General features: G+C 61.0%; 25 protein-coding genes and 1 riboswitch. Of the genes, 15 read left to right on the top strand and 10 right to left on the bottom strand.

The features are described 5' to 3' along the window. The first annotated feature begins 65 nt into the window (after positions 1–65). Positions 66–737, top strand: a complete 672-nt coding sequence (locus SJY08_RS19475; protein ID WP_377277690.1) for an outer membrane lipoprotein carrier protein LolA — start codon at positions 66–68, stop codon at positions 735–737. Positions 738–853: 116 nt separating this feature from the next. Further along, positions 854–1,660, top strand: coding sequence for an exodeoxyribonuclease III (locus SJY08_RS19470; RefSeq protein WP_377277688.1), 807 nt, complete (start codon positions 854–856; stop codon positions 1,658–1,660). Positions 1,661–1,682: 22 nt separating this feature from the next. Here the strand turns inward: SJY08_RS19470 and SJY08_RS19465 are convergent, their stop codons facing one another. Both SJY08_RS19465 and SJY08_RS19460 read right to left on the bottom strand, forming a co-directional pair. Beyond that, on the bottom strand, positions 1,683–2,138 hold the full coding sequence (locus SJY08_RS19465) for a cyclic nucleotide-binding domain-containing protein (RefSeq protein WP_054149799.1): 456 nt from the start codon (positions 2,136–2,138) through the stop codon (positions 1,683–1,685). A 117-nt stretch (positions 2,139–2,255) separates the two neighbouring features. After that, complete coding sequence (locus SJY08_RS19460) at positions 2,256–2,939, bottom strand: response regulator transcription factor (RefSeq protein WP_054149798.1); 684 nt, start codon at positions 2,937–2,939, stop codon at positions 2,256–2,258. A gap of 151 nt (positions 2,940–3,090) precedes the next feature. Between SJY08_RS19460 and SJY08_RS19455 the strand changes: the two genes are divergently transcribed. Both SJY08_RS19455 and SJY08_RS19450 read left to right on the top strand, forming a co-directional pair. Then, positions 3,091–3,621, top strand: coding sequence for a L,D-transpeptidase (locus SJY08_RS19455; protein ID WP_377278683.1), 531 nt, complete (start codon positions 3,091–3,093; stop codon positions 3,619–3,621). Between the two features lie 152 nt (positions 3,622–3,773). Further along, complete coding sequence (locus SJY08_RS19450; RefSeq protein ID WP_377277685.1) at positions 3,774–4,604, top strand: aldo/keto reductase; 831 nt, start codon at positions 3,774–3,776, stop codon at positions 4,602–4,604. A gap of 69 nt (positions 4,605–4,673) precedes the next feature. Here SJY08_RS19450 and SJY08_RS19445 read toward each other — a convergent pair whose 3' ends face one another. Beyond that, entirely contained in the window at positions 4,674–5,180 is a 507-nt protein-coding gene (locus tag SJY08_RS19445) for a nuclear transport factor 2 family protein (protein WP_300890233.1), read from the bottom strand. 221 nt (positions 5,181–5,401) lie between these two features. On the opposite strand from SJY08_RS19445, the gene SJY08_RS19440 reads away from it, so the two are divergent. The 3 genes from SJY08_RS19440 to SJY08_RS19430 are packed head-to-tail and all read left to right on the top strand — an operon-like array spanning position 5,402 to position 8,059. Beyond that, complete coding sequence (locus SJY08_RS19440; protein WP_054149795.1) at positions 5,402–6,199, top strand: transporter substrate-binding domain-containing protein; 798 nt, start codon at positions 5,402–5,404, stop codon at positions 6,197–6,199. Positions 6,200–6,236: 37 nt separating this feature from the next. Then, the gene (locus SJY08_RS19435; RefSeq protein WP_069042773.1) at positions 6,237–7,055 is read left to right on the top strand and encodes an amino acid ABC transporter permease; all 819 of its coding nucleotides are present in this window, start codon (positions 6,237–6,239) and stop codon (positions 7,053–7,055) included. Beyond that, positions 7,052–8,059, top strand: a complete 1,008-nt coding sequence (locus tag SJY08_RS19430; RefSeq protein WP_377277682.1) for a glycosyl transferase family 90 — start codon at positions 7,052–7,054, stop codon at positions 8,057–8,059. The genes SJY08_RS19435 and SJY08_RS19430 overlap by 4 nt, the downstream gene beginning before the upstream one ends. A gap of 4 nt (positions 8,060–8,063) precedes the next feature. On the opposite strand, the gene ppk2 is transcribed toward SJY08_RS19430, so the two are convergent. Next, positions 8,064–8,957 carry a polyphosphate kinase 2 gene (gene ppk2, locus SJY08_RS19425; protein ID WP_054150073.1) on the bottom strand — a complete coding sequence of 298 codons (894 nt, stop codon included), beginning with the start codon at positions 8,955–8,957 and terminating at the stop codon, positions 8,064–8,066. Positions 8,958–9,065: 108 nt separating this feature from the next. Between ppk2 and SJY08_RS19420 the strand changes: the two genes are divergently transcribed. From SJY08_RS19420 to SJY08_RS19410, 3 genes are all read left to right on the top strand, one after another. Beyond that, positions 9,066–9,206, top strand: a complete 141-nt coding sequence (locus SJY08_RS19420; protein ID WP_153763278.1) for a hypothetical protein — start codon at positions 9,066–9,068, stop codon at positions 9,204–9,206. 81 nt (positions 9,207–9,287) lie between these two features. After that, entirely contained in the window at positions 9,288–10,697 is a 1,410-nt protein-coding gene (gene leuC / locus SJY08_RS19415) for a 3-isopropylmalate dehydratase large subunit (RefSeq protein WP_054150072.1), read from the top strand. A 182-nt stretch (positions 10,698–10,879) separates the two neighbouring features. Beyond that, positions 10,880–11,710 (top strand): EamA family transporter, encoded by an 831-nt coding sequence (locus SJY08_RS19410; RefSeq protein WP_377277679.1) that lies wholly within the window; start codon positions 10,880–10,882, stop codon positions 11,708–11,710. Positions 11,711–11,778: 68 nt separating this feature from the next. Here SJY08_RS19410 and rplS read toward each other — a convergent pair whose 3' ends face one another. Beyond that, positions 11,779–12,309 (bottom strand): 50S ribosomal protein L19, encoded by a 531-nt coding sequence (gene rplS / locus SJY08_RS19405; RefSeq protein ID WP_377277677.1) that lies wholly within the window; start codon positions 12,307–12,309, stop codon positions 11,779–11,781. Positions 12,310–12,587: 278 nt separating this feature from the next. Here rplS and SJY08_RS19400 point away from each other — a divergent pair, with 278 nt between their 5' ends. Further along, the gene (locus SJY08_RS19400) at positions 12,588–13,334 is read left to right on the top strand and encodes a sulfite exporter TauE/SafE family protein (RefSeq protein ID WP_377278681.1); all 747 of its coding nucleotides are present in this window, start codon (positions 12,588–12,590) and stop codon (positions 13,332–13,334) included. On the opposite strand, the gene trmD is transcribed toward SJY08_RS19400, so the two are convergent. The 5 genes from trmD to ffh form a co-directional block, all read right to left on the bottom strand. After that, positions 13,316–14,008, bottom strand: a complete 693-nt coding sequence (trmD, locus tag SJY08_RS19395; protein ID WP_300890255.1) for a tRNA (guanosine(37)-N1)-methyltransferase TrmD — start codon at positions 14,006–14,008, stop codon at positions 13,316–13,318. The two genes, SJY08_RS19400 and trmD, sit on opposite strands and share 19 nt — an antisense overlap. 7 nt (positions 14,009–14,015) lie before the next feature. After that, complete coding sequence (gene rimM / locus SJY08_RS19390; RefSeq protein WP_054150069.1) at positions 14,016–14,594, bottom strand: ribosome maturation factor RimM; 579 nt, start codon at positions 14,592–14,594, stop codon at positions 14,016–14,018. A 388-nt stretch (positions 14,595–14,982) separates the two neighbouring features. Beyond that, entirely contained in the window at positions 14,983–15,357 is a 375-nt protein-coding gene (rpsP, locus tag SJY08_RS19385) for a 30S ribosomal protein S16 (RefSeq protein WP_054150068.1), read from the bottom strand. A 64-nt stretch (positions 15,358–15,421) separates the two neighbouring features. Next, positions 15,422–15,742 carry a chorismate mutase gene (locus tag SJY08_RS19380; protein ID WP_006724273.1) on the bottom strand — a complete coding sequence of 107 codons (321 nt, stop codon included), beginning with the start codon at positions 15,740–15,742 and terminating at the stop codon, positions 15,422–15,424. Positions 15,743–15,752: 10 nt separating this feature from the next. Next, entirely contained in the window at positions 15,753–17,324 is a 1,572-nt protein-coding gene (ffh, locus tag SJY08_RS19375; protein WP_300890226.1) for a signal recognition particle protein, read from the bottom strand. A gap of 308 nt (positions 17,325–17,632) precedes the next feature. On the opposite strand from ffh, the gene SJY08_RS19370 reads away from it, so the two are divergent. The 4 genes from SJY08_RS19370 (at position 17,633) to thiS (ending at position 21,999) form a co-directional block, all read left to right on the top strand. Continuing rightward, entirely contained in the window at positions 17,633–18,718 is a 1,086-nt protein-coding gene (locus SJY08_RS19370) for an MBL fold metallo-hydrolase (protein WP_300890225.1), read from the top strand. A gap of 47 nt (positions 18,719–18,765) precedes the next feature. Further along, a riboswitch (TPP riboswitch) is annotated at positions 18,766–18,895 on the top strand. 91 nt (positions 18,896–18,986) lie between these two features. Beyond that, positions 18,987–20,825: a phosphomethylpyrimidine synthase ThiC gene (gene thiC, locus SJY08_RS19365; RefSeq protein WP_377278678.1), complete on the top strand. Its 1,839-nt coding sequence runs from the start codon at positions 18,987–18,989 to the stop codon at positions 20,823–20,825. Continuing rightward, positions 20,822–21,805 carry a glycine oxidase ThiO gene (thiO, locus tag SJY08_RS19360; RefSeq protein WP_377277674.1) on the top strand — a complete coding sequence of 328 codons (984 nt, stop codon included), beginning with the start codon at positions 20,822–20,824 and terminating at the stop codon, positions 21,803–21,805. Before thiC ends, thiO begins: the two co-directional genes overlap by 4 nt. Further along, positions 21,802–21,999 carry a sulfur carrier protein ThiS gene (gene thiS / locus SJY08_RS19355; RefSeq protein WP_120278427.1) on the top strand — a complete coding sequence of 66 codons (198 nt, stop codon included), beginning with the start codon at positions 21,802–21,804 and terminating at the stop codon, positions 21,997–21,999. The genes thiO and thiS overlap by 4 nt, the downstream gene beginning before the upstream one ends.

Here is a 21,999-nt window from a genome sequence, read left to right as displayed (position 1 = left end):
TGCCGCAGCGGCACAGGCGATGACGGTCATGAAGCCGCCGCCTTTTTCGGCGAGACCGAAAGCATATGAAGGAGTATCGCATGAAAGAAATCAAGGAACGCAGCGCCCGCCTCCCGATGTTGGCCAGCCGTCGCCAGTTCGTGCTGGGTACGGCCGCGATTATGGCTTGCGCCGCTCTGCCGTTCCCCGCCTTCGCACAGGCGGGCGCGGCCCAGCAGATCGCCGACCATTTCTCGAGCGTGAGCACCATGATGGGCGAATTCGTCCAGTTCGGTCCGCGGGGCGAGCAGACAGGCGGCAAGTTCTTCATCGAACGTCCGGGCAAGCTGCGCTTCAACTATGAACAGCCATCGCCGATGCGCGTGATTTCCGATGGCAAAAATGTCGTCATCGGCAATACCAAGCTGAAGACCTGGGATCTCTACCCGCTCAACAAGACGCCGCTCAGCCTGCTTCTCGCCAACCGGATCGATCTCGGCAACCAGATGGTCCGCGACGTCAAGCAGGAAGCGGACCTGACAACGATCGTGCTCGGCGATCGGACGATCTTCGGCGATTCGACGATCACCCTGATGTTCGATCCGAAGTCCTACGAACTGCGCCAGTGGACGATCACCGATGTGCAGAAGAAGGATACGTCGGTGATGATCTTCAATGTGCAGAACGGCGTGCAGTTCGACCCGAGCGTGTTTGAAATTCCCTATGCCGAAGTCCACGGCCAGAAGCGCGGCGGCTAAGACATTCTGTTTCGACCTGTGGAGAAGGCGGCAGATCGCAAGGGATCAGCCGCCTTTTCCTGTTCATGGGCACCCGAACACCTTAAGAAGCCAAGGGAACATTCAAGGCGGCCACGATGACACTCGCAATCACGACCTGGAACATCAACTCGGTGCGTCTGCGCCTGCCGATCGTCCAGGACTTCCTCAAGCGTGAAAATCCGGACATCCTGTGCCTGCAGGAAATCAAGTGCCAGAACGACCAGTTCCCGGCAGCGGAGATCGCAGAACTCGGCTATTCCAACATCGTGATCCATGGGCAGAAGGGCTACCACGGGGTGGCAATCTGCTCGAAACTGCCCTTGGCGGAGGACCACCGGCAGGATTACTGCGGCGTCGGCGACAGCCGGCACATCTCGGCAGTCTTCGAATGGGCCGGACGGAGGATCCGCCTGCACAATTTCTATGTGCCGGCCGGCGGCGACGAGCCGAACCGCGAGATCAACCCGAAATTCGGGCACAAGCTCGACTTCATCGAAGAGATGAAGGCCCTGTCCGCCGAGGCGGAACCGAACACGGGCTCCATTCTGGTCGGCGATCTCAACATTGCGCCGCTCGAACACGATGTCTGGTCTCACAAGCAGATGCTCAAGATCGTCAGCCATACGCCGGTTGAGACCGAAGGCTTGCTCGACATCATGCGTCAGGGCAAATGGGTCGACCTGATGCGCCAGCACCTACCGGCTTCGGAAAAGCTCTACACCTGGTGGAGCTATCGGGCGAAGGATTGGGCCGCAGCGGACCGAGGCCGCCGTCTCGATCACATCTGGTCGTCTGCGGATCTCGCGCCACTTCTGTCGCGCGTCGATATCCTCAAGGAAGCGCGTGGCTGGAACCAGCCTTCGGACCATGTTCCGGTGACGGCCCGCTTCCAGAATCCATAGCAGGCGATATAACGTCGGCTATTCAGGAGAATTTCGGCGCGAGCGCTTCCGCCCCGTCGATCAGAGCCGCAAGCGACTGCTTGATACGCCCCTCGACCTGGCGCGCCATCTGCGGATACTCCTCGAGCAGTCGGTGGAAGAGCGTGCGGGTGATCCTGATGACGTCGACATCCTCGACCGCAACGGCAGTGTATTTGCGCTCCACCATGGTGATCAGGGCAAGCTCGGACAACATGATCCCGGGACCGACCCGAGCTTCCAGATGCGGCTTTCCATCACGGCCGATGACATAAAGTTCGATCTCGCCGCGAACGACGACATAGGCGCATTCTGCCGGCGCCTTTTCCCGGAAGAGAGCCTGACCCGCTGCGACCTGCCTGTGCTCGGCACCGAAAGCGATCAGCCGCAACTGATCCTTGTCCAGACCGGAAAAGAGAGGCAGAGCCGACAAAAGCTCGATATCGTCGCTGAGTGACATGACGTTTCCTGGTCCGATCGGGCATCCTCGATACGCCCGCTGTCAGTCCATAACGCAAAACGGGGATGAAAACGACACAGAGGTCGCCTTCATCCCCGTCGCATTCTGATCCGTCGTTCAAGGAACGATCTTGTAGCCGCCGTTTTCGGTGACCAGGATTTCGGCATTCGAGGGATCGCGCTCGATCTTCTGGCGAAGCCGGTAGACATGGGTTTCGAGCGTATGGGTCGTCACGCCGGAATTGTAACCCCAGACCTCTTCGAGCAGAACATCGCGCGTCACCACTTTCTGGCCGGCGCGATAGAGATAGCGGATGATTGCGGATTCCTTTTCCGTCAGCCGGATCTTCTTGCCGTCCTCCGTCGTCAGCAGTTTCTGGCTCGGCTTGAAGAGATAGGGACCGACCCCGAACGTCGCGTCCTCGCTCTGCTCGAACTGGCGCAATTGCGCGCGGATACGGGCGAGCAAAACGGCGAAGCGGAAGGGTTTGGTGACATAATCATTGGCACCCGCTTCGAGGCCGAGGATGGTATCGGAATCCGTGTCGTGACCCGTCAGCATGATCACCGGAGACTTGAAACCGCCCTTGCGCAGGAGCTTGACCGCTTCGCGGCCATCCATGTCCGGCAGCCCGACATCCATGATCATCAGATCGATCTGGGCGGCTTTTGCCGTCTGCATGGCGCGGGTCGCATTGCTTTCCTGCATGAGCGCAAACTCTTCGTAGAGCGAGAGCTGCTCGACCAGGATCTGCCTCAGATCGTCGTCATCATCTACAAGCAGAATGGTCCGCGTCGTCATCCGTTATCCTTCCGAATTGGTCCCGTGCTCGGGTCTTGCTGCCCAAGTACACCGGATGTAAGCCTTACTCGCAGCCGTTTAAGGGCTATGAATACAACAATATTCACGAACAAGGCAAAAAGTCGTGACCAAGAGGCGGAATGCAGCGAAAATCGCACGCTCAGCAGTCAAACGACTATTGGTCCGCCCCGCTCCCGGCAATCAAAGACAGGCTATTCTTCAGGCGGGATCATTGACCTTTCGAGCGGCCCTCGGCCGCGGCGGCCGCACCAGTCGCAAGCGTGAGGGTGATGGCGCGACACCGATCGCGGTCATGCCTCTGCTCTTTGCCTATCGCCGGGGTGACCGAGGGCCCTGGCCCTCCACCCTCTTGAGCATGCGCCGATCATCATCCGACATGCTCTGGTGCGACGCAGTCGGCGACCCGAATTACAATCGCCCCGTCCGCGCACCCTTCAAACCCAGTCATGAAACACTGCAGCGGACCGACGAGTTGTATGACGTCTGCATCGTGCTCGACTGGAACCTGCGAAGCCGCAAGCGCAGATGTGGCTCTGCAATCTTCTTTCACATCGCAAGACCCGGTTACACACCGACAGAGGGCTGCGTCGCCATCAGTCCTCGGGATATGCGGCGCCTGCTCCCTCATCTCGGTCCCAGCACCACGCTTCAGGTTCTTTGAACGGAGATTAAGGGCTTTTGCGCGGAGCGGGCCTTTCACCGATGGCGGAGCATCCTAAATACCGGGAAGGCGGACGGCGCTTTTTTTGCGCCTCTTCGTGACCGCCAACGATTTCGCGCCAAGCGCAACCAATGACACATCTGGAGATATTGATGACAGACCAGACGCATATTGCCCTGAACGACGGCACCCGCATTCCCCAGGTGGGGCTGGGCGTATGGCAGACCCCGAACGACGAAGCGGCTCCGGCCGTCAAGGCCGCGCTTTCGGCCGGCTATCGCCATGTCGACACGGCCGCCGTCTATGAAAATGAAGAGGGCGTTGGCGAAGGCATCCGCCAGTCCGGGATCGACCGGTCGGAAATCTATCTCACGACCAAGCTCTGGAACACCGAACAAGGCTATGACCAGACGCTGAAAGCCTTCGATGCCAGCCTGAAGCGGCTGGGAACCGATTATGTCGACCTCTATCTCATCCATTGGCCTTCGGCTCATCGTGGCCTCTTCGTCGACACCTGGAAGGCATTCGTGAAGCTGAAGGAAGAAGGACGCGCAAAGTCCATCGGCGTGTCCAACTTCTATCCGGAGCACATCGAGAAGATCATCGCCGAGACGGGCGTAACCCCGGTCATCAACCAGATCGAACTTCATCCGGACTTCCAGCAGCGCGAGGCGCGCGCCTTCCATGAGAAGCATGGCATTGCGACGCAATCCTGGAGCCCGCTGGGCCAAGGCAAGCTGCTCGGTCATTCTGCCATTGCTGATATCGCCACCAAGCTCGGTCGGACGCCGGCTCAGGTCATCATCCGCTGGCACATCGACAATGGTCTTGTGGTCATTCCGAAATCGGTCACGCCGTCGCGGATCAGCGAGAACTTCAAGGTCTTCGACTTCAAATTGTCGGCGGAAGATCTGGATACGTTAAACGGTCTCGACGATGCGGGCGCCCGTATCGGACCGGATCCAAAGACGACAACCTTCTGATTCACGTGAGACACTGCGGATCGACATGAGACGGGCCGCCTCCCGAGAAGGAGGCGGCCCGTCTGCCGTTCACTGTTTGACGGCCGAATCCCAGTGCTCGTCGGCCTTGCCATCGACGATCCGCCAGGTGTCGTACCATGTAGTGGTGTAGGTCTTCGACGGATCCTTGGGATCCTTCTCCTCACGGACGATGCCGACGGTCACCAGATCGCCCTCGGCTGTGACGAAAGCCACGGGGGTCGAAAGCTTCTCGGGGATCGGTTTCTTCTCGACTTTCAGGACCTCTGTGAAAAACGCGACGACGGTATCCCGGCCCGACGCGACGTTCGGATTGTGCTGGATGTAACGCTCCGTCAAAAAGCGGTCGGCCTGGTCCCAGTGCCCGGCCTCCAGAAGGTCCCGCATGATGTGATAGACGACCTGCTTGTTGGCATGCAGCTTTGGATCGGGGCTCGTGAACAGAGCCTCCTTGTCGGCCGCGGCAACCACAGCCTCCTGAGCGAAAACCGGTGCGGGATGGGCCAGCGGTGAAAACAGGCTGAGGGTAACGGCAAGAACGGCCGATTGCTTGATCATGGTTTCAACCTCAAAGACAGCAAGGGAAGACCATCCGTTGATATCGCTTGCTGACCGATGCAGGTAGAAGGCAGTTTTTTCAGCCGAAGTCTGTAAAACAGAACCGCCACGAGATCTGCTCCACAAGAACAAGGAGCCGGAGATGCTCTCCTGTATGGGCGCTTCTTGCCATCCCTGAACAAGATGTGACACTGTGCGCTGCCACAATTCGGGAGATTTCCATGCTGTTTCGCCGCGCTGTCCTTGCCGGTCTCTCCGCTCTTGCCCTGCTGCCTCTTTCGGCCCATGCAACCGAACTGCCGGATCTCGGCGGCAAGACGGTCGTCGTGGTGACGGAAAATGCCTATCCGCCGCTGCAGTTTGTCGACCCGAAATCGGGTCAGCAGATCGGCTGGGAATATGATGCGATGAACGAGATCGCCAAGCGGCTGAATTTCACCGTCGAGTATCAGAACACCTCCTGGGATGCGATGATTCAGGCCGTGTCGGACAACCAGTTTGAGATCGGCATGACCGGCATCACGATCAAGGAAGACCGCAAGGAGAAGGTCGATTTCTCCGACCCTTACATGCGCTCCGAGCAGTTCATGCTGGTTCGCGGTGACGAGAGCCGGTTTACCGACGGCAAGAGCTTCGCCGCCGTTGAAGACGGTCTTGTTGGCGCACAGCCGGGCACGACCCCCTTCTACACGGCCGTTTATGAGATCCTCGACGGCAACGAGCAGAACCCGCGCATCAAGCTGTTCGAAACCTTCGGCGCGACCGTCCAGGCACTGAAGACCGGTGACGTCGACGTGGTGCTGACGGACGGCACCGCCGGCAAGGGCTATGTCGATGCCTCGAATGGCGGGCTGAAGCTCGTCGGTGGCCCGCTCGGTTCGGAAGACTTCGGCTTCATCTTCCCGAAGGGCTCCGAACTCGTCGCTCCCGTCAATGCTGCGATCGCCGCGATGAAGGCCGACGGCACCATCGAGACGCTGAACAAGAAGTGGTTCCTAGACTACAAGATGGGCGAATGAACCGCGTCCGTGCCTGCGACCTGAAGGCGGGTGACTGATGGCATTTCAGACCCTTCCCCAGGGTGACCAGAAAGGCGATCGGCCCTGGTGGCTGATCGCCTTCCTTGTGCTGGCGGCAGCCCTTGCTGGCGTCATCTTCGTCAGCGACCTCTATGCCCAGGTCTTCAACACGGTGGCCAAGGGGCTCTGGGTGACGATCTTCGTCACGCTGATCGGCTTTACCCTGGCGACGGCGCTTGGCCTGCTGATTGCACTCATGGGAATGTCGGACAGCCTTGTCCTGCGCCAGATCGCCCGTTTCTACGTCGAAGTCGTGCGCGGCATTCCGATCATCGTCTTGCTCTTCTACATCGCCTTCGTTGGTGCGCCAGGCTTCGTCGCACTCTACAACCTCGTAACGTCACCCCTCGTATCGGCGGGCCTTGCCGAGCCGATGGTGGTGCGTGACATCTCCCTGATGTGGCGTGCGATCATTGCGCTGATGATCGGCTATTCGGCCTTCATCGCCGAAATCTTCCGCGCCGGGATCCAGTCGATCGACAAGGGTCAGATCGAGGCGGCCAAGGCGCTTGGCTTGAGCCGCGGCCAGCGCTTTCGTCTGGTGGTCTTTCCTCAGGCGATCCGCGTCATCTTCCCACCTCTGTCGAACGACTTCGTGGCCATGGTGAAGGACTCATCCCTCGTTTCGGTCCTCGGGGTTGCCGACATCACCCAGATGGGCAAGGTCTACGCCTCCGGCTCGTTTCGCTTCTTCGAGACCTATTCGATCGTGGCCTATGTCTATCTGGTGCTCACAATCGGCCTGTCGATCCTCCTGCGAGGCTTTGAACAGCGCATGAGGGAGCGTCGCGGATGAGGCTCCCTTCACTTGGCGGCACAGCGACGACCATCAACCGGGTCCGCTATTACGCGACGGGAATTGCCCGTCACGCGTTGCCGAGGGAGTGGTTTCTACAAAGAAGCAAGTCGATCCTGCGCGATCTGGAAGACGCGCCGGAACTCGATGAACTCGTTCGGCGCGCAAATTACTGCAACAAGTTGGGTCACGGTGCCGCAAAACCGGGTGTGAGGCTTGATGCAGTCGATCGAGGCCGGAGCCGCTACTACTTCGATCTGGACGAGTATCTGCGCTACTTTCCCACCCAACTGAAGGTCAACTATCTCTTCGGTGACGTGACCTGGGTTCCGAACGCGCCAAGCCTTGTCAAAAGTCGCCCGACTGACGGGGAGAACGGAAACTCCGTGCTTCTGAACCTCGACAAGCTCAGGCATTTCCGGCTGTGCTACGATGACACGCCCTGGGAGAAGAAGAAGCCCATGGCCGTGTGGCGCGGAGCGCTCAACAATCCGCTGCGCTCCGAACTGCTCCGCCGGCATCATGAGAGCGCGTTTGCCGATGTCGGCCATGTCGGGGACACCAAGGAGGGCTTCAGGTCAAAAGGATTTCTGAGCCCGCAGGACCAGATGGGTTATCGCTATATCCTGTCCATCGAGGGCTTCGATGTCGCCACCAACCTGAAATGGATCATGGCCTCCGGCAGTGTTTGCGTGATGCCGAAGGGGCGCTACGAGACATGGTTCATGGAAGGCGGCCTGATCCCTGACCGCCACTTCGTCGAGGTGCGCCCCGATTTCAGCGACCTAGAAGACAAGATTGCGGCGCTGGAACGGGATCCGCTTTGGGCGCAGGACATCGTGGCGAACGCCAACGCCTATGTTGCCTCGTTCTGCGATCGAAAGACCGAGCGCAAGATCTCCCTGCTGGTGCTCCAGAAATATTTCGAAGCGACGGGACAGCTTCCCCCATCAGCCTTCAGCCACCTTTTCTTTCAGCAGACGCGCGAATTTCAGCCTGGATGAACCGTCAATAGGTTTCAGGGACATACATGTCCGCCGGCACGGGATGGCGGATATAGTCCTCATTGCGCACCCGCGCGGGAAGCTCGATCGTTTCCTTCGGCACATGCTCGTAAGGCACTTGCTTCAGCAGATGCGCGATCATGTTGAGACGCGCCTTCTTCTTGTCGACGGCCTGGACGACCCACCAGGGTGCCTCCGGGATATGCGTGCGCTCCAGCATCTCTTCCTTGGCGCGGGTATAGCTTTCCCAGTGTACCCGGCTTTCGAGATCCATCGGCGAGAGCTTCCACTGCTTCAGGGGATCGTTGATCCGCATCCGGAAGCGGAATTCCTGCTCCTCGTCGGTGATCGAGAACCAGTATTTGACGAGGATGATGCCGGAGCGCACCAGCATGCGTTCGAATTCCGGGACGGAGCGGAAGAACTCTTCGAGCTCGTCCGGCGTGCAGAAACCCATGACCCGCTCGACACCGGCGCGATTGTACCAGGAGCGGTCGAACAGCACCATTTCACCCGCCATCGGCAGATGCTGCACATAGCGCTGGAAGTACCATTGGCTGCGCTCGCGCTCGGTCGGCGCCGGCAGGGCGACGACCCGGCAGACGCGCGGGTTGAGCCGCTGGGTCACGCGTTTGATCGCGCCTCCCTTGCCAGCCGAATCACGGCCCTCGAACAGCACGACCACTTTCAGCTTCTTGTATTGAACCCAGTCCTGCAGGCGAACCAACTCATGCTGGAGGCGAAAGAGTTCGCGAAAGTAGATCTTCCGGTCGATCATCGGTTCGGACATGCCGTCGGCGACGAGCTGGTCAAGCCTATCCTCCTCCAGCTGCTGCTCCAGCTCCTCGTCGAAGCTGTCGAGGAGTTCGGTCTTGATGCGGTGGATCTCTTCGTTCATGGCGCCGGTTCCGAATGGAGTTCGATACTGACGAAGATCAATCATGCTTGCAAGAAAGCTTCATGACAGTCGCATGTCATGGGGCACTCGAAGCAATTGCCGACATTCATGAAAACTGGTATGACGCCGGTCATGGGATCGAAATTCGGATGCCTCGCGAACCAGTTCATCGTGCTGCAGGACCACAAGCGTCTGCCGGCACGCTTCTTCGCGCGCGTTCAAGGGGCCCTTGCGAGCCTTCGCGGCTGAGCTCCTGTGACCGGACAACCGGCGCGATAAGACCTCACACTTCAAGAAATCCCGTTACTTCAGTCTGGATGGAACTCACCCATGAGCGCACCTCGCACCCTTTACGACAAGATCTGGGACGACCACGTCGTCGATCGTCAGGACGACGGCACCTGTCTTCTCTATATCGACCGTCACCTCGTGCATGAAGTGACGAGCCCGCAGGCCTTCGAAGGTCTGCGCATGGCAGGCCGCAAGGTCCGCGCCCCGCAGAAGACGCTGGCAGTCGTCGACCACAATGTCCCGACCTCGCCGGACCGCCACCTCGGCATCAAGAACGAGGAAAGCCGCATCCAGGTCGAGGCGCTTGCCACCAACGCAGCCGAATTCGGCGTCGAATACTACTCGGCTTCCGACAAGCGTCAGGGCATCGTGCACATTGTCGGTCCGGAACAGGGCTTTACCCTGCCGGGCATGACCATCGTCTGCGGTGACAGCCATACCTCTACGCATGGCGCTTTCGGTGCACTCGCGCATGGCATCGGCACGTCCGAGGTCGAGCACGTGCTCGCCACCCAGACGCTGATCCAGAAGAAGGCGAAGAACATGCTGGTGCGCGTCGACGGGAAGTTGCCCGAAGGCGTCACGGCCAAGGACATCATCCTCGCCATCATCGGCGAGATCGGCACGGCCGGCGGCACCGGCCACGTCATCGAGTTCGCCGGCGAAGCGATCGAAGCCCTGTCGATGGAAGGCCGTATGACCGTCTGCAACATGACGATCGAAGGCGGTGCCCGCGCCGGTCTCATCGCGCCTGACGAAAAGACCTTCGAATACATCAAGGACAAGCCGCGCGCGCCCAAGGGCGAAGCCCTCGAGCAGGCGCTTGCCTACTGGAAGACGCTGAAGTCCGACGAAGGCGCGCATTTCGATCGCGTCGTCGTGCTCGACGCTGCCAACCTGCCGCCGATCGTCTCCTGGGGTTCCTCGCCGGAAGACGTCGTCTCCGTCGAAGGCGTCGTTCCCAACCCGGATGAGATCGCGGATGAAAACAAGCGCACCTCCAAATGGCGTGCACTCGACTACATGGGCCTGAAGCCGGGCACCAAGATCACTGATATCGCGGTTGATCGCGTTTTCATCGGCTCCTGCACCAATGGCCGCATCGAGGACCTGCGCGAAGTGGCCAAGGTCGTCGAAGGCAAGACGGTCGCCTCGACTGTTTCCGCCATGATCGTTCCGGGCTCTGGCCTCGTGAAGGAACAGGCGGAAGCCGAAGGCCTCGACAAGATCTTCAAGGCTGCCGGCTTCGACTGGCGCGAGCCGGGCTGCTCCATGTGCCTCGCCATGAACGACGACCGCCTGAAGCCGGGCGAGCGTTGCGCCTCGACCTCGAACCGCAACTTCGAGGGACGCCAGGGCTTCAAGGGCCGTACCCACCTGGTATCGCCGGCCATGGCAGCCGCAGCCGCCGTTGCCGGCCACTTCGTCGACATCCGCAGCTTCAAGTAAGTCGGCATCAGACTGATGACACCAATGACCGTCCGCTGAAAAGCGGGCGGTTTCTTTTTGGCGCCCCGTTGCAAAGGTAGGCGAAGCGGCTATCGTCGCGATGTCATAAAACTGTCACATACCGCCCGCGGAACTCCCATGAACATCAGTGAATTCGCCCTCTCGCACCGCCGGTCGCGATCGTGAGTGCCGTTGCCATTGGGCTGGCGCTCGTCGCCGCGATCCTGCACGCCAGCTGGAATGCGTTCTTGAGGACCGGAGCCGATCAACTCTGGTCGATCACCGTCATGAGCCTGACCGGAAGCATCATCACGCTTCCCCTACTCTTTACCGTTGCCATCCCGGGCGCCGCCGCGTGGCCCTATATCCTGGCCTCGGCAGGTCTGCAGGTGGGTTACAGCCTGTTCCTGGTCGCAGCCTACAGGCATGGCGAGCTCGGCCAGGTCTATCCCATCGTTCGCGGCACCGTGCCTCTGCTTGTCACGCTGGGTGGCCTCGTCTTCTTTGGTGAGGTACTGGGACCCTGGCAAACACTGGGCGTGATCCTGATCGCGACCGGCATCATGAGCCTCTCGCTGGGCAAAACCCGGGCTGCAACTTCGTCGATCCTCTTTGCGCTGACGACCGGCCTCATCATCGCCTGCTATTCGACGGTCGATTCGCGCGGCGTGAAGCTGGTCGAACAACCCATCGCCTATGCTCTCTGGGTGCTCTTTCTCTTTGGCATCATGATCACAATCGCCTTTGCCGTGACACGCAGGGGCCTGGTGATCGACCTGCGCTCGCCGCTGACCTGGAAGGCGGCCGGCGGAGGCGTCGTTGCCATGTTCGCCTATGGCCTCGTCGTCGTGGCCTACGCCTATGCCCCGGCGGGCCTCGTCACGGCGGTGCGCGAAACGAGCGTTGTCTTCGCGGTTCTGATCGGCGCGCTACTGCTGGGTGAGCCTCTGACGTTCCGGCGCCTGGTGGCATGCGTCATCGTCGCCGGCGGCGCAATCAGCGTCAGTCTCTGACAGACCGCCCAAACGAAAAAAGGCTCCGGAAACCGGAGCCTTTCGTCATGCGATATGCTGGCAGCTGCTTATTCGGCAGAAGCTTCTGCGGCTGCTGCAGCTGCAGCGGCCTTTTCAGCGGCTTCGGCTGCTGCCTTTTCGGCGGCCAGTGCCTGTGCTGCTGCGACCTTCTCGGCTTCCAGACGTGCCTTTTCCTCGGCAACGGCGGCGCGTTCGGCGTCGTTCAGCTTGCGAGCGCGGGTGCCGGTGTTCTCGACGATACGAGCCGACTTGCCGCGACGATCGCGCAGGTAGTAGAGCTTTGCGCGACGGACCTTACCGCGGCGAACGATTTCGACGCTTTCGACGAGCGGCGAGTAGACCGGGAATACGCGCTCGACGCCTTCGCCGTAGGAGATCTTGCGAACCGTGAAGCTCTCGTTGATGCCGCCGCCCGAACGAGCGATGCAAACGCCTTCATAGGCCTGTACGCGGGTACGGTTGCCTTCCTTGACGGTAACGTTGACGCGGACCGTGTCGCCCGGGGAGAATTCCGGAAGCTTGCGCTTGGCTTCGATCTTGGCGGCCTGTTCGGCTTCCAGCTGCTGAATGATGTTCATGTCTAACCTCGGTTTTCTTCTGAAACAGCCAGAGCGCTCAACGATGATCCCTTGGAACGAGCCTGAGGATATTGACCCTGACGGGCCGGAGCGAATTCGCAGTTCTTTGTTGTGGCAGACGGGCGAAGAGCCCATTTCCGAGGCGGGCAATACACCAAGACGCTCCGCTTGTCACCCCTAACGCGGCGAATTTTTGCATGGCCGATCCCGTGCGAAGCCTTGCGGCGCAGGAACTCTCCTCCTATCACGTCCTCCTCATCACGGTGGAGATAGTTCGCATGTCTATGGCTCTGATCGCCCTGCTCTTCGCATCCGGCTTTCTTTCGGGAGCAGTGAATGCCATTGCGGGCGGTGGGACCTTCCTGACCTTCGGCGCGCTGACCCTCGCCGGCCTTCCCCCGATCAGCGCCAACGCGACCTCATCGGTCACGCAGTTTCCGGGCTATATCACCTCTACGCTTGCCTATCGCGCCGAGCTCAAGGAGATGAAGCGCGGCGCAATTGTGCTCGGCATCGTTTCGGCAGTCGGAGCGGTTGGCGGTTCGCTCTTCCTGATCTCGCTGTCGAACCCGGCCTTCCGCTCCATGGTCCCTTGGCTGCTGCTCGGTGCGACCGCTATTTTTGCAGCCGGCCCCAAGCTGAGGCCGAAGTCCAAGGGTGAAAGCCATCCCGCAAGCCCTCTGGGTCTTGTGATGCAGGCTGTCACATCCTTTTACGGTGGCTTCTTCGGCGCTGGAATGGGCATCATGATGCTCGCCTCGCTGGGCTTGGCAAGCGGCGGCGACTATCACCGGCTGAACGCGCTGAAGAACTTCCTGTCGATCGTTATCGCGGCCGTCGCCATCGTGATCTTCGCCAGTGCAGGCGCACTATCCTGGCTGCATGCGGCCATCATGATCCCCGCTGTGGCGATGGGCGGTTATGCAGGCGTCGCGATGGCCAAGAAAGTGCCGCAGAACGTGCTGCGCTGGCTGGTCGTGGCGGCCGGACTTGGCCTTGCCGCCTACTACTTCTTGACCGGCTGATTGGGCAGCAGGTCAGGGCGCCGTTCGCGGGTAAGCTTCACCGCCTGCTCATGGCGCCATTTTTCAATAGCTGCGTGATTTCCCGACGTCAGCACTTCGGGAATTTCCCGCCCCTCGAAGACCTGGGGGCGCGTGTATTGGGGGTGTTCTAGCAGCCCGCCTTCGAAACTTTCATGCACGCCGGACAGTTGGTTGCCCATCACGCCGGGCAAAATGCGCACCACCGCATCCAGCAGCGTCAGCGCTGCCGGCTCGCCGCCGGAAAGAATGTAATCACCGATCGAGACTTCTTCGAGCTGGCGCGCATCGATAACCCGTTGATCGACGCCTTCAAAACGACCGCAGACGATGACTACGCCCTCGCCTTCAGCGAGTTCCCGAACACGTTCCTGCGTCAGCGGACGACCGCGCGGGCTCATCAGCAGCCGCGGCCGTCCATCGTCGGCTATGGAATCAATCGCGCGCGCAAGCACATCGGGCCGAAGCACCATGCCGGCACCACCGCCCGACGGCGTATCGTCTACGCTGCGATGTTTGTCCTCGGCGAATTCGCGGATCTGGACTGCTTCGATCGCCCAGTCGCCCCGCTCCAGCGCCCGGCCCGCCAAGGCCAGTCCGAGATGGCCGGGAAACATGTCCGGATAGAGCGTCAGGATGGAGGCCTTGAAGGGCATGGCGCGGTCAGCGGCCATTGTTCGGCCGCGGCTTGCCGCCGGCATTGCCGTAGGGCTTCTCTTCCCCATCATCCTTCAGGCCCGCTGCAATCGGATCGACAAGCAGGCGTCCGCCTTCGAGATCGATCTCGAGCACGGCCGCTTCGGAAAAGGGAATAAGCACGGGGCGCTTGCCGGGGCCCTTCAACTCGAGCAGGTCACCGGCGCCGAAATCATAGACGGCGGTCACAGCACCATAGTGATTGTTCTCGGCATCATAGACCTCGAGACCTTCGAGATCGGCGTAGTAGAATTCGTCCTCGTCGAGATCGTCATCCGGCAGCGCATCACGATCGACGAAAAGCTCGGTGCCGTTGAGTGCTTCAGCGGCATTGCGATCGTTGATCCCGCGGAAACGCACAACGGCAACCGTCTTGCCGTCACGGATTTCGAGGATCTCGAATTTTCGCCCGTCAGCCGCATAGAGGACGCCATAGTCACCGAGACCGAGCGGATCCTCGGTGAAGGTCTTGACCCGCACCTCGCCCCGGAGCCCTTGGGCGGCACCGATCACGGCCATCAGTATCGGATTTTCAAGCTTGCTCATGAGTGGGAACGGTCCTGCACACACCTCGGTTCGACATTCCTTTTATACCAAGTGTCGATGATAGGAACCCATAGGATCGGCTCGACCGCCCTTTCTGGCTAGGAGAGGTCCGAAGAGCGATGCTGGCGCATCGGTCAAGGAACTCGACGACGCCAGAACGGGCGGGAAGCCGACCAAAGGTGGCTTATTGTGGGCCTCTGGCGTTGTTGCGCCGCTTGGCCGATGCGACAGCATCGCCCGGCGCGCCGCGCCTAGCCAGAAACCCACAATAAGCCATCCTATCGGTTCCTATCATTGACACTTGGTATCAGGCGGAAGCGACCGGAAAGAAAACGCAAAAACGGGCGGTGGGATGACCCACCGCCCGCTGGAAACGGCTTTATGCCGATTATTCTGCAGCAGCTTCCGAAGCGGCAGCAGCAGCGTCAGCAGCCTTCTGGGCACGCTCGGCAGCGCGCTCCTGAGCCTTCTTGCCCGGCTTTGCCTTGTCCGGGTTGCTGCGGGTCGCGCGCTCGGCGAGACCGGCTTCAGCCATGAAGCGCAGAACGCGGTCGGTCGGCTGGGCGCCCTTGGCTACCCAGGCCTTGATGGCGTCTGCGTCCAGCTCGACGCGCTTTTCGTTGTCCTTGCCGAGCATCGGATTCCAGGAACCGACCTTGTCGAGGAAGCGGCCGTCGCGCGGTGCGCGGGCGTCGGCAACGACGATCTGGTAGTAGGGGCGCTTCTTGGAACCACCGCGGGCGAGACGAATCTTGAGGGACATGTGAATACTCCTTGAGGTTTAGTTCAGGTCGCCGCAGCAAACCCTGTTCTTGTTGAGGCCGCCGTCAGGCGGTCTTTTCGGTTGCACCGCCATGTTCGGCGGCAATGGCTTCATGATGCCGGATGACTTCCTTGATGATGAAGTTCAGGAACTTCTCGGCGAAATCCGGGTCCAGATTGGCATCCTGAGCCAGACGGCGCAGGCGGGTAATCTGGTATTCCTCGCGCGCCGGATCGGCGGGCGGCAATTCGTGTGTGGCCTTCAGCACGCCGACGGCCTTGGTGCAGCGGAAGCGTTCCGCCAGCATGTGGACCAGCGCCGCATCGATATTGTCGATCGACTGGCGATAGCCGGAAAGCTGTTCCTTGACGGACGGATCAATCATCGGCGCCCTCTCACTTCTTCTTCGGCAGGCCTGGAAGGCCCGGGAAACCGCCACCGCCGAGGCCGGGAAGCTTCGGACCCCCAAGACCCGGCAGGCCACCAGCACCAAGACCGGGCAAGCTGCCAGGCTTCATGCCGGCCGCTTCCGCCTGCTTGGCAAGCGCCTCGAGCTGCTTCGGATCCATCTTCGACAGATCCGGCATGCCCATGCCGCCACCCATGCCGCCGAGGCCCATCTTCGAAGCGAGACCACCCATCATCTGCTTCATCATGCCGCCGCCCTTCTTGCCGCCCATGGCTTTCATCATGTCGGCCATCTGGCGATGCATCTTGAGCAGTTTATTGATGTCGGAGGCATCGGTGCCGGAGCCGGCTGCGATGCGCTTCTTCCGGGAATGTTTCAGAACGTCGGGATTGGCGCGCTCAGCCTTGGTCATCGAGGAGATGATGGCGAGCTGGCGCTTGAAGACCTTGTCATCGAGGCCGGCGGCCGAGATCTTGTCCTTCATGCCGGCCATGCCCGGCATCATGCCCATGATCCCGCCCATGCCGCCCATGGCCTGCATCTGCTTGATCTGCTCGGCGAGGTCGTTGAGGTCGAACTTGCCCTTGGCCATTTTCTCGGCCATGGCGCGGGCTTTGTCCGCGTCGATGTTCTCGGCAGCCTTCTCGACCAGCGAGACGATGTCGCCCATGCCAAGGATGCGGTCGGCGATACGGCGGGGATGGAACTCGTCGAGCTCCGTCATCTTCTCGCCGACACCGATCAGCTTGATCGGCTTGCCGGTGACGGCGCGCATCGAGAGCGCCGCACCGCCGCGGCCATCGCCGTCCATGCGGGTTAGAACGAGGCCGGTGATCCCGACGCGTTCATCAAAATTGCGGGCGAGATTGACGGCGTCCTGACCGGTCAGCGAGTCGGCAACCAGCAGGATTTCATGCGGCTTGGCGCGAGACTTGATCTCGGCCATTTCCATCATCAGCGGCTCGTCGATATGCGTACGGCCGGCGGTGTCGAGGATGACCACGTCATGGCCGCCGAGCTTCGCGGCCTGGACGGCGCGGCTCGCGATATCGGTCGGCGACTGGCCGGCGATAACAGGCAGGGTATCGATGCCGGTCTGCACGCCGAGCTGACGCAGCTGTTCCTGGGCGGCCGGACGACGCGTGTCGAGCGAGGCCATCAGGACCTTCTTCTTGTCACGATCCGTCAGCCGCTTGGCGATCTTGCCCGATGTCGTCGTCTTACCCGAGCCCTGCAGACCGACCATCATGATGACAACGGGAGCTGCGGCATTGAGGTCGATCGACACACCTTCGGTGCCAAGCATCTCGACCAGCTCGTCATGGACGATCTTGACGACCATCTGCCCGGGCTTGATCGACTTCAGGACCGAGGCGCCAACAGCCTTTTCACGAACCTTGTCGGTGAAGGCGCGGACCACCTCGAGAGCAACATCGGCCTCAAGAAGGGCACGACGGACCTCGCGCAGAGCAGCCGAGACATCCGCCTCGGACAGTGCGCCACGGCCGGTCAGTCCATTCAGAATGGAGCCAAGACGGTCCTGGAGGTTCTCAAACATCGGCTCTTCCTTGCATGGTTCGGGGAACCCCAAACCTCGGTCTTCTCCGCGCGGAAAACAAGACGCAAAGCCAAAAAGCACCCGAGGGCGCAACGCGCTGTCGGGTGTTGACCTCCGGGATCTCTTTATACCTGTTCGGGTCCCGGTCGGCGGCTCGGAGTGCTCGTCTCTTCGCAGATTGTGGCGGATAAACAGGAAAACGGTCGGGAAGTCAAGCAAAGCCCCGATTTTTCGGGAGATCCGCTGCATCCAGCAATCTGCGGCAGCGCTATTGCCGTAGAATTGACAAAACCACATATGGGTAAGCCATGAACAGACGCAGCTTTCTCAAATGGTCGGGCTTCGGCCTCGTTGCCGCAACACTCGGAGGTCTCGGCTTGCGCGAGGCACATGCGGGCAACCGCTATTATTCCGGTCCGATCTCCGACCATTTCGACGGCAAGGTGTTCTTCAACCCGGGCGGCGAAGAGCCGCGTGGCTTCTCCGATCTGCTCCGCTGGCAGTTCGGCGGCGGCAAGATCGAGTGGCCAAGACCGGCCCAGGCTGCCGATGTCGTAACGGCGAAGCCGGAATCCCGTGTCGAAGGCAGACGGCTCGTCGTCACCATGGTCGGCCACGCGACGCTTCTCATCCAGACGGCCGGCTTGAACATCCTGACCGACCCGGTCTGGTCGGAACGCGCAAGCCCCGTCTCCTTTGCCGGACCGAAGCGCAACAATCCGCCGGGCGTCACCTTCGACGACTTGCCAAAGATCGACATCGTGATCGTCACCCACAATCACTACGACCATCTCGACACTGCAACGCTGAGGCGCCTCTTCAGACGGGACAATCCGCGCATCGTCACCCCCCTCGGCAACGACACCATCATGCGCGACGACATGCCGGGCATGGTGGCTGATGTCATGGATTGGGGTGACCGGGTCGAGATCGGTAAGGGCGTGGCCATCCATTGCGAGCCCTGCCATCACTGGTCGGCACGCGGTATGGGCGACCGGCGCATGGCGCTCTGGGCTGCCTTCGTCATCGAGACGCCAGGCGGCAAGATCTATTACATCGGCGATACCGGCTATGCCGAAGGAAAGCATTATCGCGAAGTCCGTGAAAAGCATGGCGACATCAGGATCGCCATCATGCCGATCGGGGCCTACGAGCCGCGCTGGTTCATGAAGGCACAGCACCAGAACCCGGAAGAAGCGATCGAAGGCTTTCGCTTGAGCGGCGCGGCCTTCGGCATAGGCCACCATTTCGGCACGTTCCAGCTGACCAATGAAGGCATCGACGATCCGCCGAAGGCACTGGGCGTGGCCATGTCTGCGGCCGGCATTGGCAATGAGCGCTTCAAGGGATTGCGCCCCGGCCAGCAGTTCGAGGTGCCTCGTGCCGGCGCCTGAGGCTCACCTTCCGCGTTGACAGACCGGCCGCTTTTGGCCAGACTTAATGCATTCACCAGGGGTGTCCCGACAAGGGGCTGAGATTTCGCTACGCCAACCGCAAGGGACAAGCAGCGCGGTGACCCGTTGAACCTGATCCAGTTCATACTGGCGTAGGGACGGTGCGAGCGCTGCAAAACGACGATTCGAAAACCCGAATCCCGTGGCGTCTTTCCATCATTCCGGCTGACATGACTGGGTCTCCAACCTGAACACTTGGAGCTCCATGATGAACATTGCCCCGCATTTCGACAGGCCCGACGTCACCACCGGGCCACTCCCTGCCTCAACCAAGATCTTCCTGCCCGGAAATATCCATCCGGACATTCGCGTACCCCTGCGCCAGATCGCGCTGCACCCGACCTCCGGCGAACCGCCGGTCAATGTCTACGATGCATCGGGACCCTATACCGATCCGCAAGCCACTATCGCCATCGATCAAGGCCTCTCGCGGCACCGGACGGCCTGGGTCGAGGCTCGCGGCGATGTCGAGGCCTATGACGGCCGCGCGATCAAGCCCGAAGACAACGGCTTCGTCTCTGCCGACAAGATGACCCCGGTGTTTCCCGTGAAACATCAACCCCTTCGCGCAACGGGCGGCAAGGCCGTCACACAGCTCGCCTATGCCCGCGCCGGCATCATCACGCCGGAAATGGAATTTGTCGCGATCCGAGAAAACCTCGGCCGCAAGGCAGCGAAGGAAGCGCTTGTCCGTGACGGTGAAAGCTTCGGCGCCGCTATCCCGGATCACGTCACGCCGGAATTCGTCCGCCAGGAGATCGCCTCAGGGAGGGCCATCATCCCCGCCAACATCAACCATCCCGAACTCGAACCGATGATCATCGGCCGGAATTTCCTGGTGAAGATCAACGCCAATATCGGCAATTCCGCCGTCACCTCTTCCATGGCCGAGGAAGTCGAGAAGATGGTCTGGGCGATCCGCTGGGGGGCCGATACGGTCATGGATCTCTCGACCGGCCGCAACATTCACAACATCCGCGACTGGATCATCCGCAATTCGCCCGTCCCGATCGGCACCGTGCCGCTCTACCAGGCACTGGAAAAGGTCGGCGGCATTGCCGAGGACCTGACCTGGGAGGTCTATCGCGACACGCTGATCGAGCAGGCCGAACAGGGCGTCGACTATTTCACCATCCATGCCGGCGTGCGGCTGCATTACATCCCGCTCACCGTCAACCGCGTGACCGGCATCGTATCGCGCGGCGGTTCGATCATGGCCAAGTGGTGTCTGCATCATCACAAGGAGAGCTTCCTCTACGAGCATTTCGAGGAAATCTGCGACATCTGCCGCGCTTACGATGTCTCCTTTTCGCTGGGCGATGGCTTGCGTCCGGGCTCGATTGCCGATGCCAATGATGCCGCCCAGTTTGCCGAACTCGAAACGCTGGGTGAGCTGACGCAGATCGCTTGGGGCAAGGATTGCCAGGTGATGATCGAAGGGCCCGGCCATGTTCCGATGCACAAGATCAAGGAAAACATGGACAAGCAGCTGAAGACCTGCGGCGAGGCGCCCTTCTATACGCTGGGACCGCTGACGACGGATATCGCGCCCGGTTACGACCACATCACCTCCGGCATCGGGGCGGCGATGATCGGCTGGTTCGGTACGGCCATGCTCTGCTACGTCACGCCGAAGGAGCATCTGGGTCTGCCCGACCGCAATGACGTGAAAATCGGCGTCATCACCTACAAGATCGCCGCCCATGCCGCCGATCTCGCCAAGGGGCATCCGGCAGCACAGCTGCGCGACGATGCGCTTTCCCGTGCCCGCTTCGAATTCCGTTGGGAAGATCAGTTCAACCTGTCACTCGACCCGGAAACGGCAAGATCCATGCACGACGAGACGCTTCCGAAAGAGGCGCACAAGGTGGCGCATTTCTGCTCGATGTGCGGGCCGAAATTCTGCTCGATGCGCATCTCGCATGACATCCGCGCCGAGGCGCAGAAGGAGGGCCTGACCGCCATGGCGGAGAAATACCGCGCCGGCGGCGATCTCTACATGACAGCGGACGAGATCGAAGCACTCGAAACGGGGGAGCGGTCATGACCGTTCTGGTGAAAGGCGCCGGTGTTGCAGGGCTGGCGACGGCGCTGGAACTGGCACGCAGGGGTATCTCTGTCGAGGTCGTGGAGCGCCGGGCCGATATCGGGCTTGGCGCCTCCCATTGGGCGGGCGGCATGCTCGCCCCCTATTGCGAGCGAGAGGCGGCGGAAGAGATCGTGCTGACATCAGGCCTTTCCGCTGCCGACTGGTGGGACGAGGCCGTGCCCGGTCTCGTCCAGCGCCGGGGCACGCTCGTGCTGGCCAATCCGCGCGATCTTGCCGATCTCAAGCGCTTTGCGGCCCGCACGCGCGGCCATCGCTGGCTGGGCGAGGAAGAGATCGCCGACCTTGAGCCGGATCTGGCTGGGCGTTTCGGCAGCGGCCTGTTCTTTTCAGAGGAGACCCATCTCGATCCCCGCAAAGCCTTGCGGGGTCTTTATCGGGCGGCGCGGCAGCTCGGTGTCTCCTTCCGCTTCGGGGAGGAGGCCGGTGATACGGGAGACTATGCGAGCGTCGTGGATTGCCGGGGACCACAGGCGATCGGTGAGATCGACGGATTGCGCGGTGTGCGCGGCGAGATGCTCTATCTCGAGACGGGTGACGTCACCCTCTCCCGTCCCGTGCGTCTGCTGCATCCCCGCCACCCCCTCTACATAGTACCGCGCGGCAACGGGCTTTTCATGCTGGGCGCGACCATGATTGAGACTGACGATGACGGACCGATCACGGCGCGCTCGATGATGGAGCTGCTGAACACCGCCTATGCGCTGCACCCGGCCTTTGCCGAGGCGCGCATCGTGGAAACCGGCACCGGCATCCGCCCGGCTTTCCCGGACAATGTGCCACGCCTCATCAAAACCTCAGACGGCCTGGCAGTGGCCGGCATGCACCGCCACGGCTTTCTGCTCGCGCCGGCACTGGCGCGTGAGGCGGCGGACAGGCTCACGACCACAAACGCATCTGAGAGAAGGAGGAGCGCATGAAGCTCACCGTCAACGGAGAAGCTCTGGAGCTCGATGCCGGCAACCTCGCCGATCTCCTCGCCAAGCTCGACTACGAGGGCGACTGGCTGGCAACCGCCGTCAATGGCGACCTGGTTCATCGCGAGGAGCGCGCCGCCCATCCCTTGAAGGAGGGCGACCGGATCGAGATCCTTTCGCCCATGCAGGGAGGTTGA

Source organism: Rhizobium sp. R86522, assembly GCF_042466255.1.
Lineage (GTDB): Bacteria > Pseudomonadota > Alphaproteobacteria > Rhizobiales > Rhizobiaceae > Allorhizobium.
This window is presented reverse-complemented; position numbering and strand designations above follow the sequence as displayed.

What these genes read in the sequence shown, in the direction of transcription:
- SJY08_RS19475 (WP_377277690.1), top strand. Translation starts at nt 66, where the DNA reads ATGAAGGAGTATCGCATGAAAGAAATCAAGGAACGCAGCGCCCGCCTC.
- SJY08_RS19470 (WP_377277688.1), top strand. Translation starts at nt 854, where the DNA reads ATGACACTCGCAATCACGACCTGGAACATCAACTCGGTGCGTCTGCGC.
- SJY08_RS19465 (WP_054149799.1), bottom strand. Translation starts at nt 2,138, where the DNA reads ATGTCACTCAGCGACGATATCGAGCTTTTGTCGGCTCTGCCTCTCTTT.
- SJY08_RS19460 (WP_054149798.1), bottom strand. Translation starts at nt 2,939, where the DNA reads ATGACGACGCGGACCATTCTGCTTGTAGATGATGACGACGATCTGAGG.
- SJY08_RS19450 (WP_377277685.1), top strand. Translation starts at nt 3,774, where the DNA reads ATGACAGACCAGACGCATATTGCCCTGAACGACGGCACCCGCATTCCC.
- SJY08_RS19445 (WP_300890233.1), bottom strand. Translation starts at nt 5,180, where the DNA reads ATGATCAAGCAATCGGCCGTTCTTGCCGTTACCCTCAGCCTGTTTTCA.
- SJY08_RS19440 (WP_054149795.1), top strand. Translation starts at nt 5,402, where the DNA reads ATGCTGTTTCGCCGCGCTGTCCTTGCCGGTCTCTCCGCTCTTGCCCTG.
- SJY08_RS19435 (WP_069042773.1), top strand. Translation starts at nt 6,237, where the DNA reads ATGGCATTTCAGACCCTTCCCCAGGGTGACCAGAAAGGCGATCGGCCC.
- SJY08_RS19430 (WP_377277682.1), top strand. Translation starts at nt 7,052, where the DNA reads ATGAGGCTCCCTTCACTTGGCGGCACAGCGACGACCATCAACCGGGTC.
- ppk2 (WP_054150073.1), bottom strand. Translation starts at nt 8,957, where the DNA reads ATGAACGAAGAGATCCACCGCATCAAGACCGAACTCCTCGACAGCTTC.
- SJY08_RS19420 (WP_153763278.1), top strand. Translation starts at nt 9,066, where the DNA reads ATGAAAACTGGTATGACGCCGGTCATGGGATCGAAATTCGGATGCCTC.
- leuC (WP_054150072.1), top strand. Translation starts at nt 9,288, where the DNA reads ATGAGCGCACCTCGCACCCTTTACGACAAGATCTGGGACGACCACGTC.
- rplS (WP_377277677.1), bottom strand. Translation starts at nt 12,309, where the DNA reads ATGAACATCATTCAGCAGCTGGAAGCCGAACAGGCCGCCAAGATCGAA.
- SJY08_RS19400 (WP_377278681.1), top strand. Translation starts at nt 12,588, where the DNA reads ATGTCTATGGCTCTGATCGCCCTGCTCTTCGCATCCGGCTTTCTTTCG.
- trmD (WP_300890255.1), bottom strand. Translation starts at nt 14,008, where the DNA reads ATGCCCTTCAAGGCCTCCATCCTGACGCTCTATCCGGACATGTTTCCC.
- rimM (WP_054150069.1), bottom strand. Translation starts at nt 14,594, where the DNA reads ATGAGCAAGCTTGAAAATCCGATACTGATGGCCGTGATCGGTGCCGCC.
- rpsP (WP_054150068.1), bottom strand. Translation starts at nt 15,357, where the DNA reads ATGTCCCTCAAGATTCGTCTCGCCCGCGGTGGTTCCAAGAAGCGCCCC.
- SJY08_RS19380 (WP_006724273.1), bottom strand. Translation starts at nt 15,742, where the DNA reads ATGATTGATCCGTCCGTCAAGGAACAGCTTTCCGGCTATCGCCAGTCG.
- ffh (WP_300890226.1), bottom strand. Translation starts at nt 17,324, where the DNA reads ATGTTTGAGAACCTCCAGGACCGTCTTGGCTCCATTCTGAATGGACTG.
- SJY08_RS19370 (WP_300890225.1), top strand. Translation starts at nt 17,633, where the DNA reads ATGAACAGACGCAGCTTTCTCAAATGGTCGGGCTTCGGCCTCGTTGCC.
- thiC (WP_377278678.1), top strand. Translation starts at nt 18,987, where the DNA reads ATGAACATTGCCCCGCATTTCGACAGGCCCGACGTCACCACCGGGCCA.
- thiO (WP_377277674.1), top strand. Translation starts at nt 20,822, where the DNA reads ATGACCGTTCTGGTGAAAGGCGCCGGTGTTGCAGGGCTGGCGACGGCG.
- thiS (WP_120278427.1), top strand. Translation starts at nt 21,802, where the DNA reads ATGAAGCTCACCGTCAACGGAGAAGCTCTGGAGCTCGATGCCGGCAAC.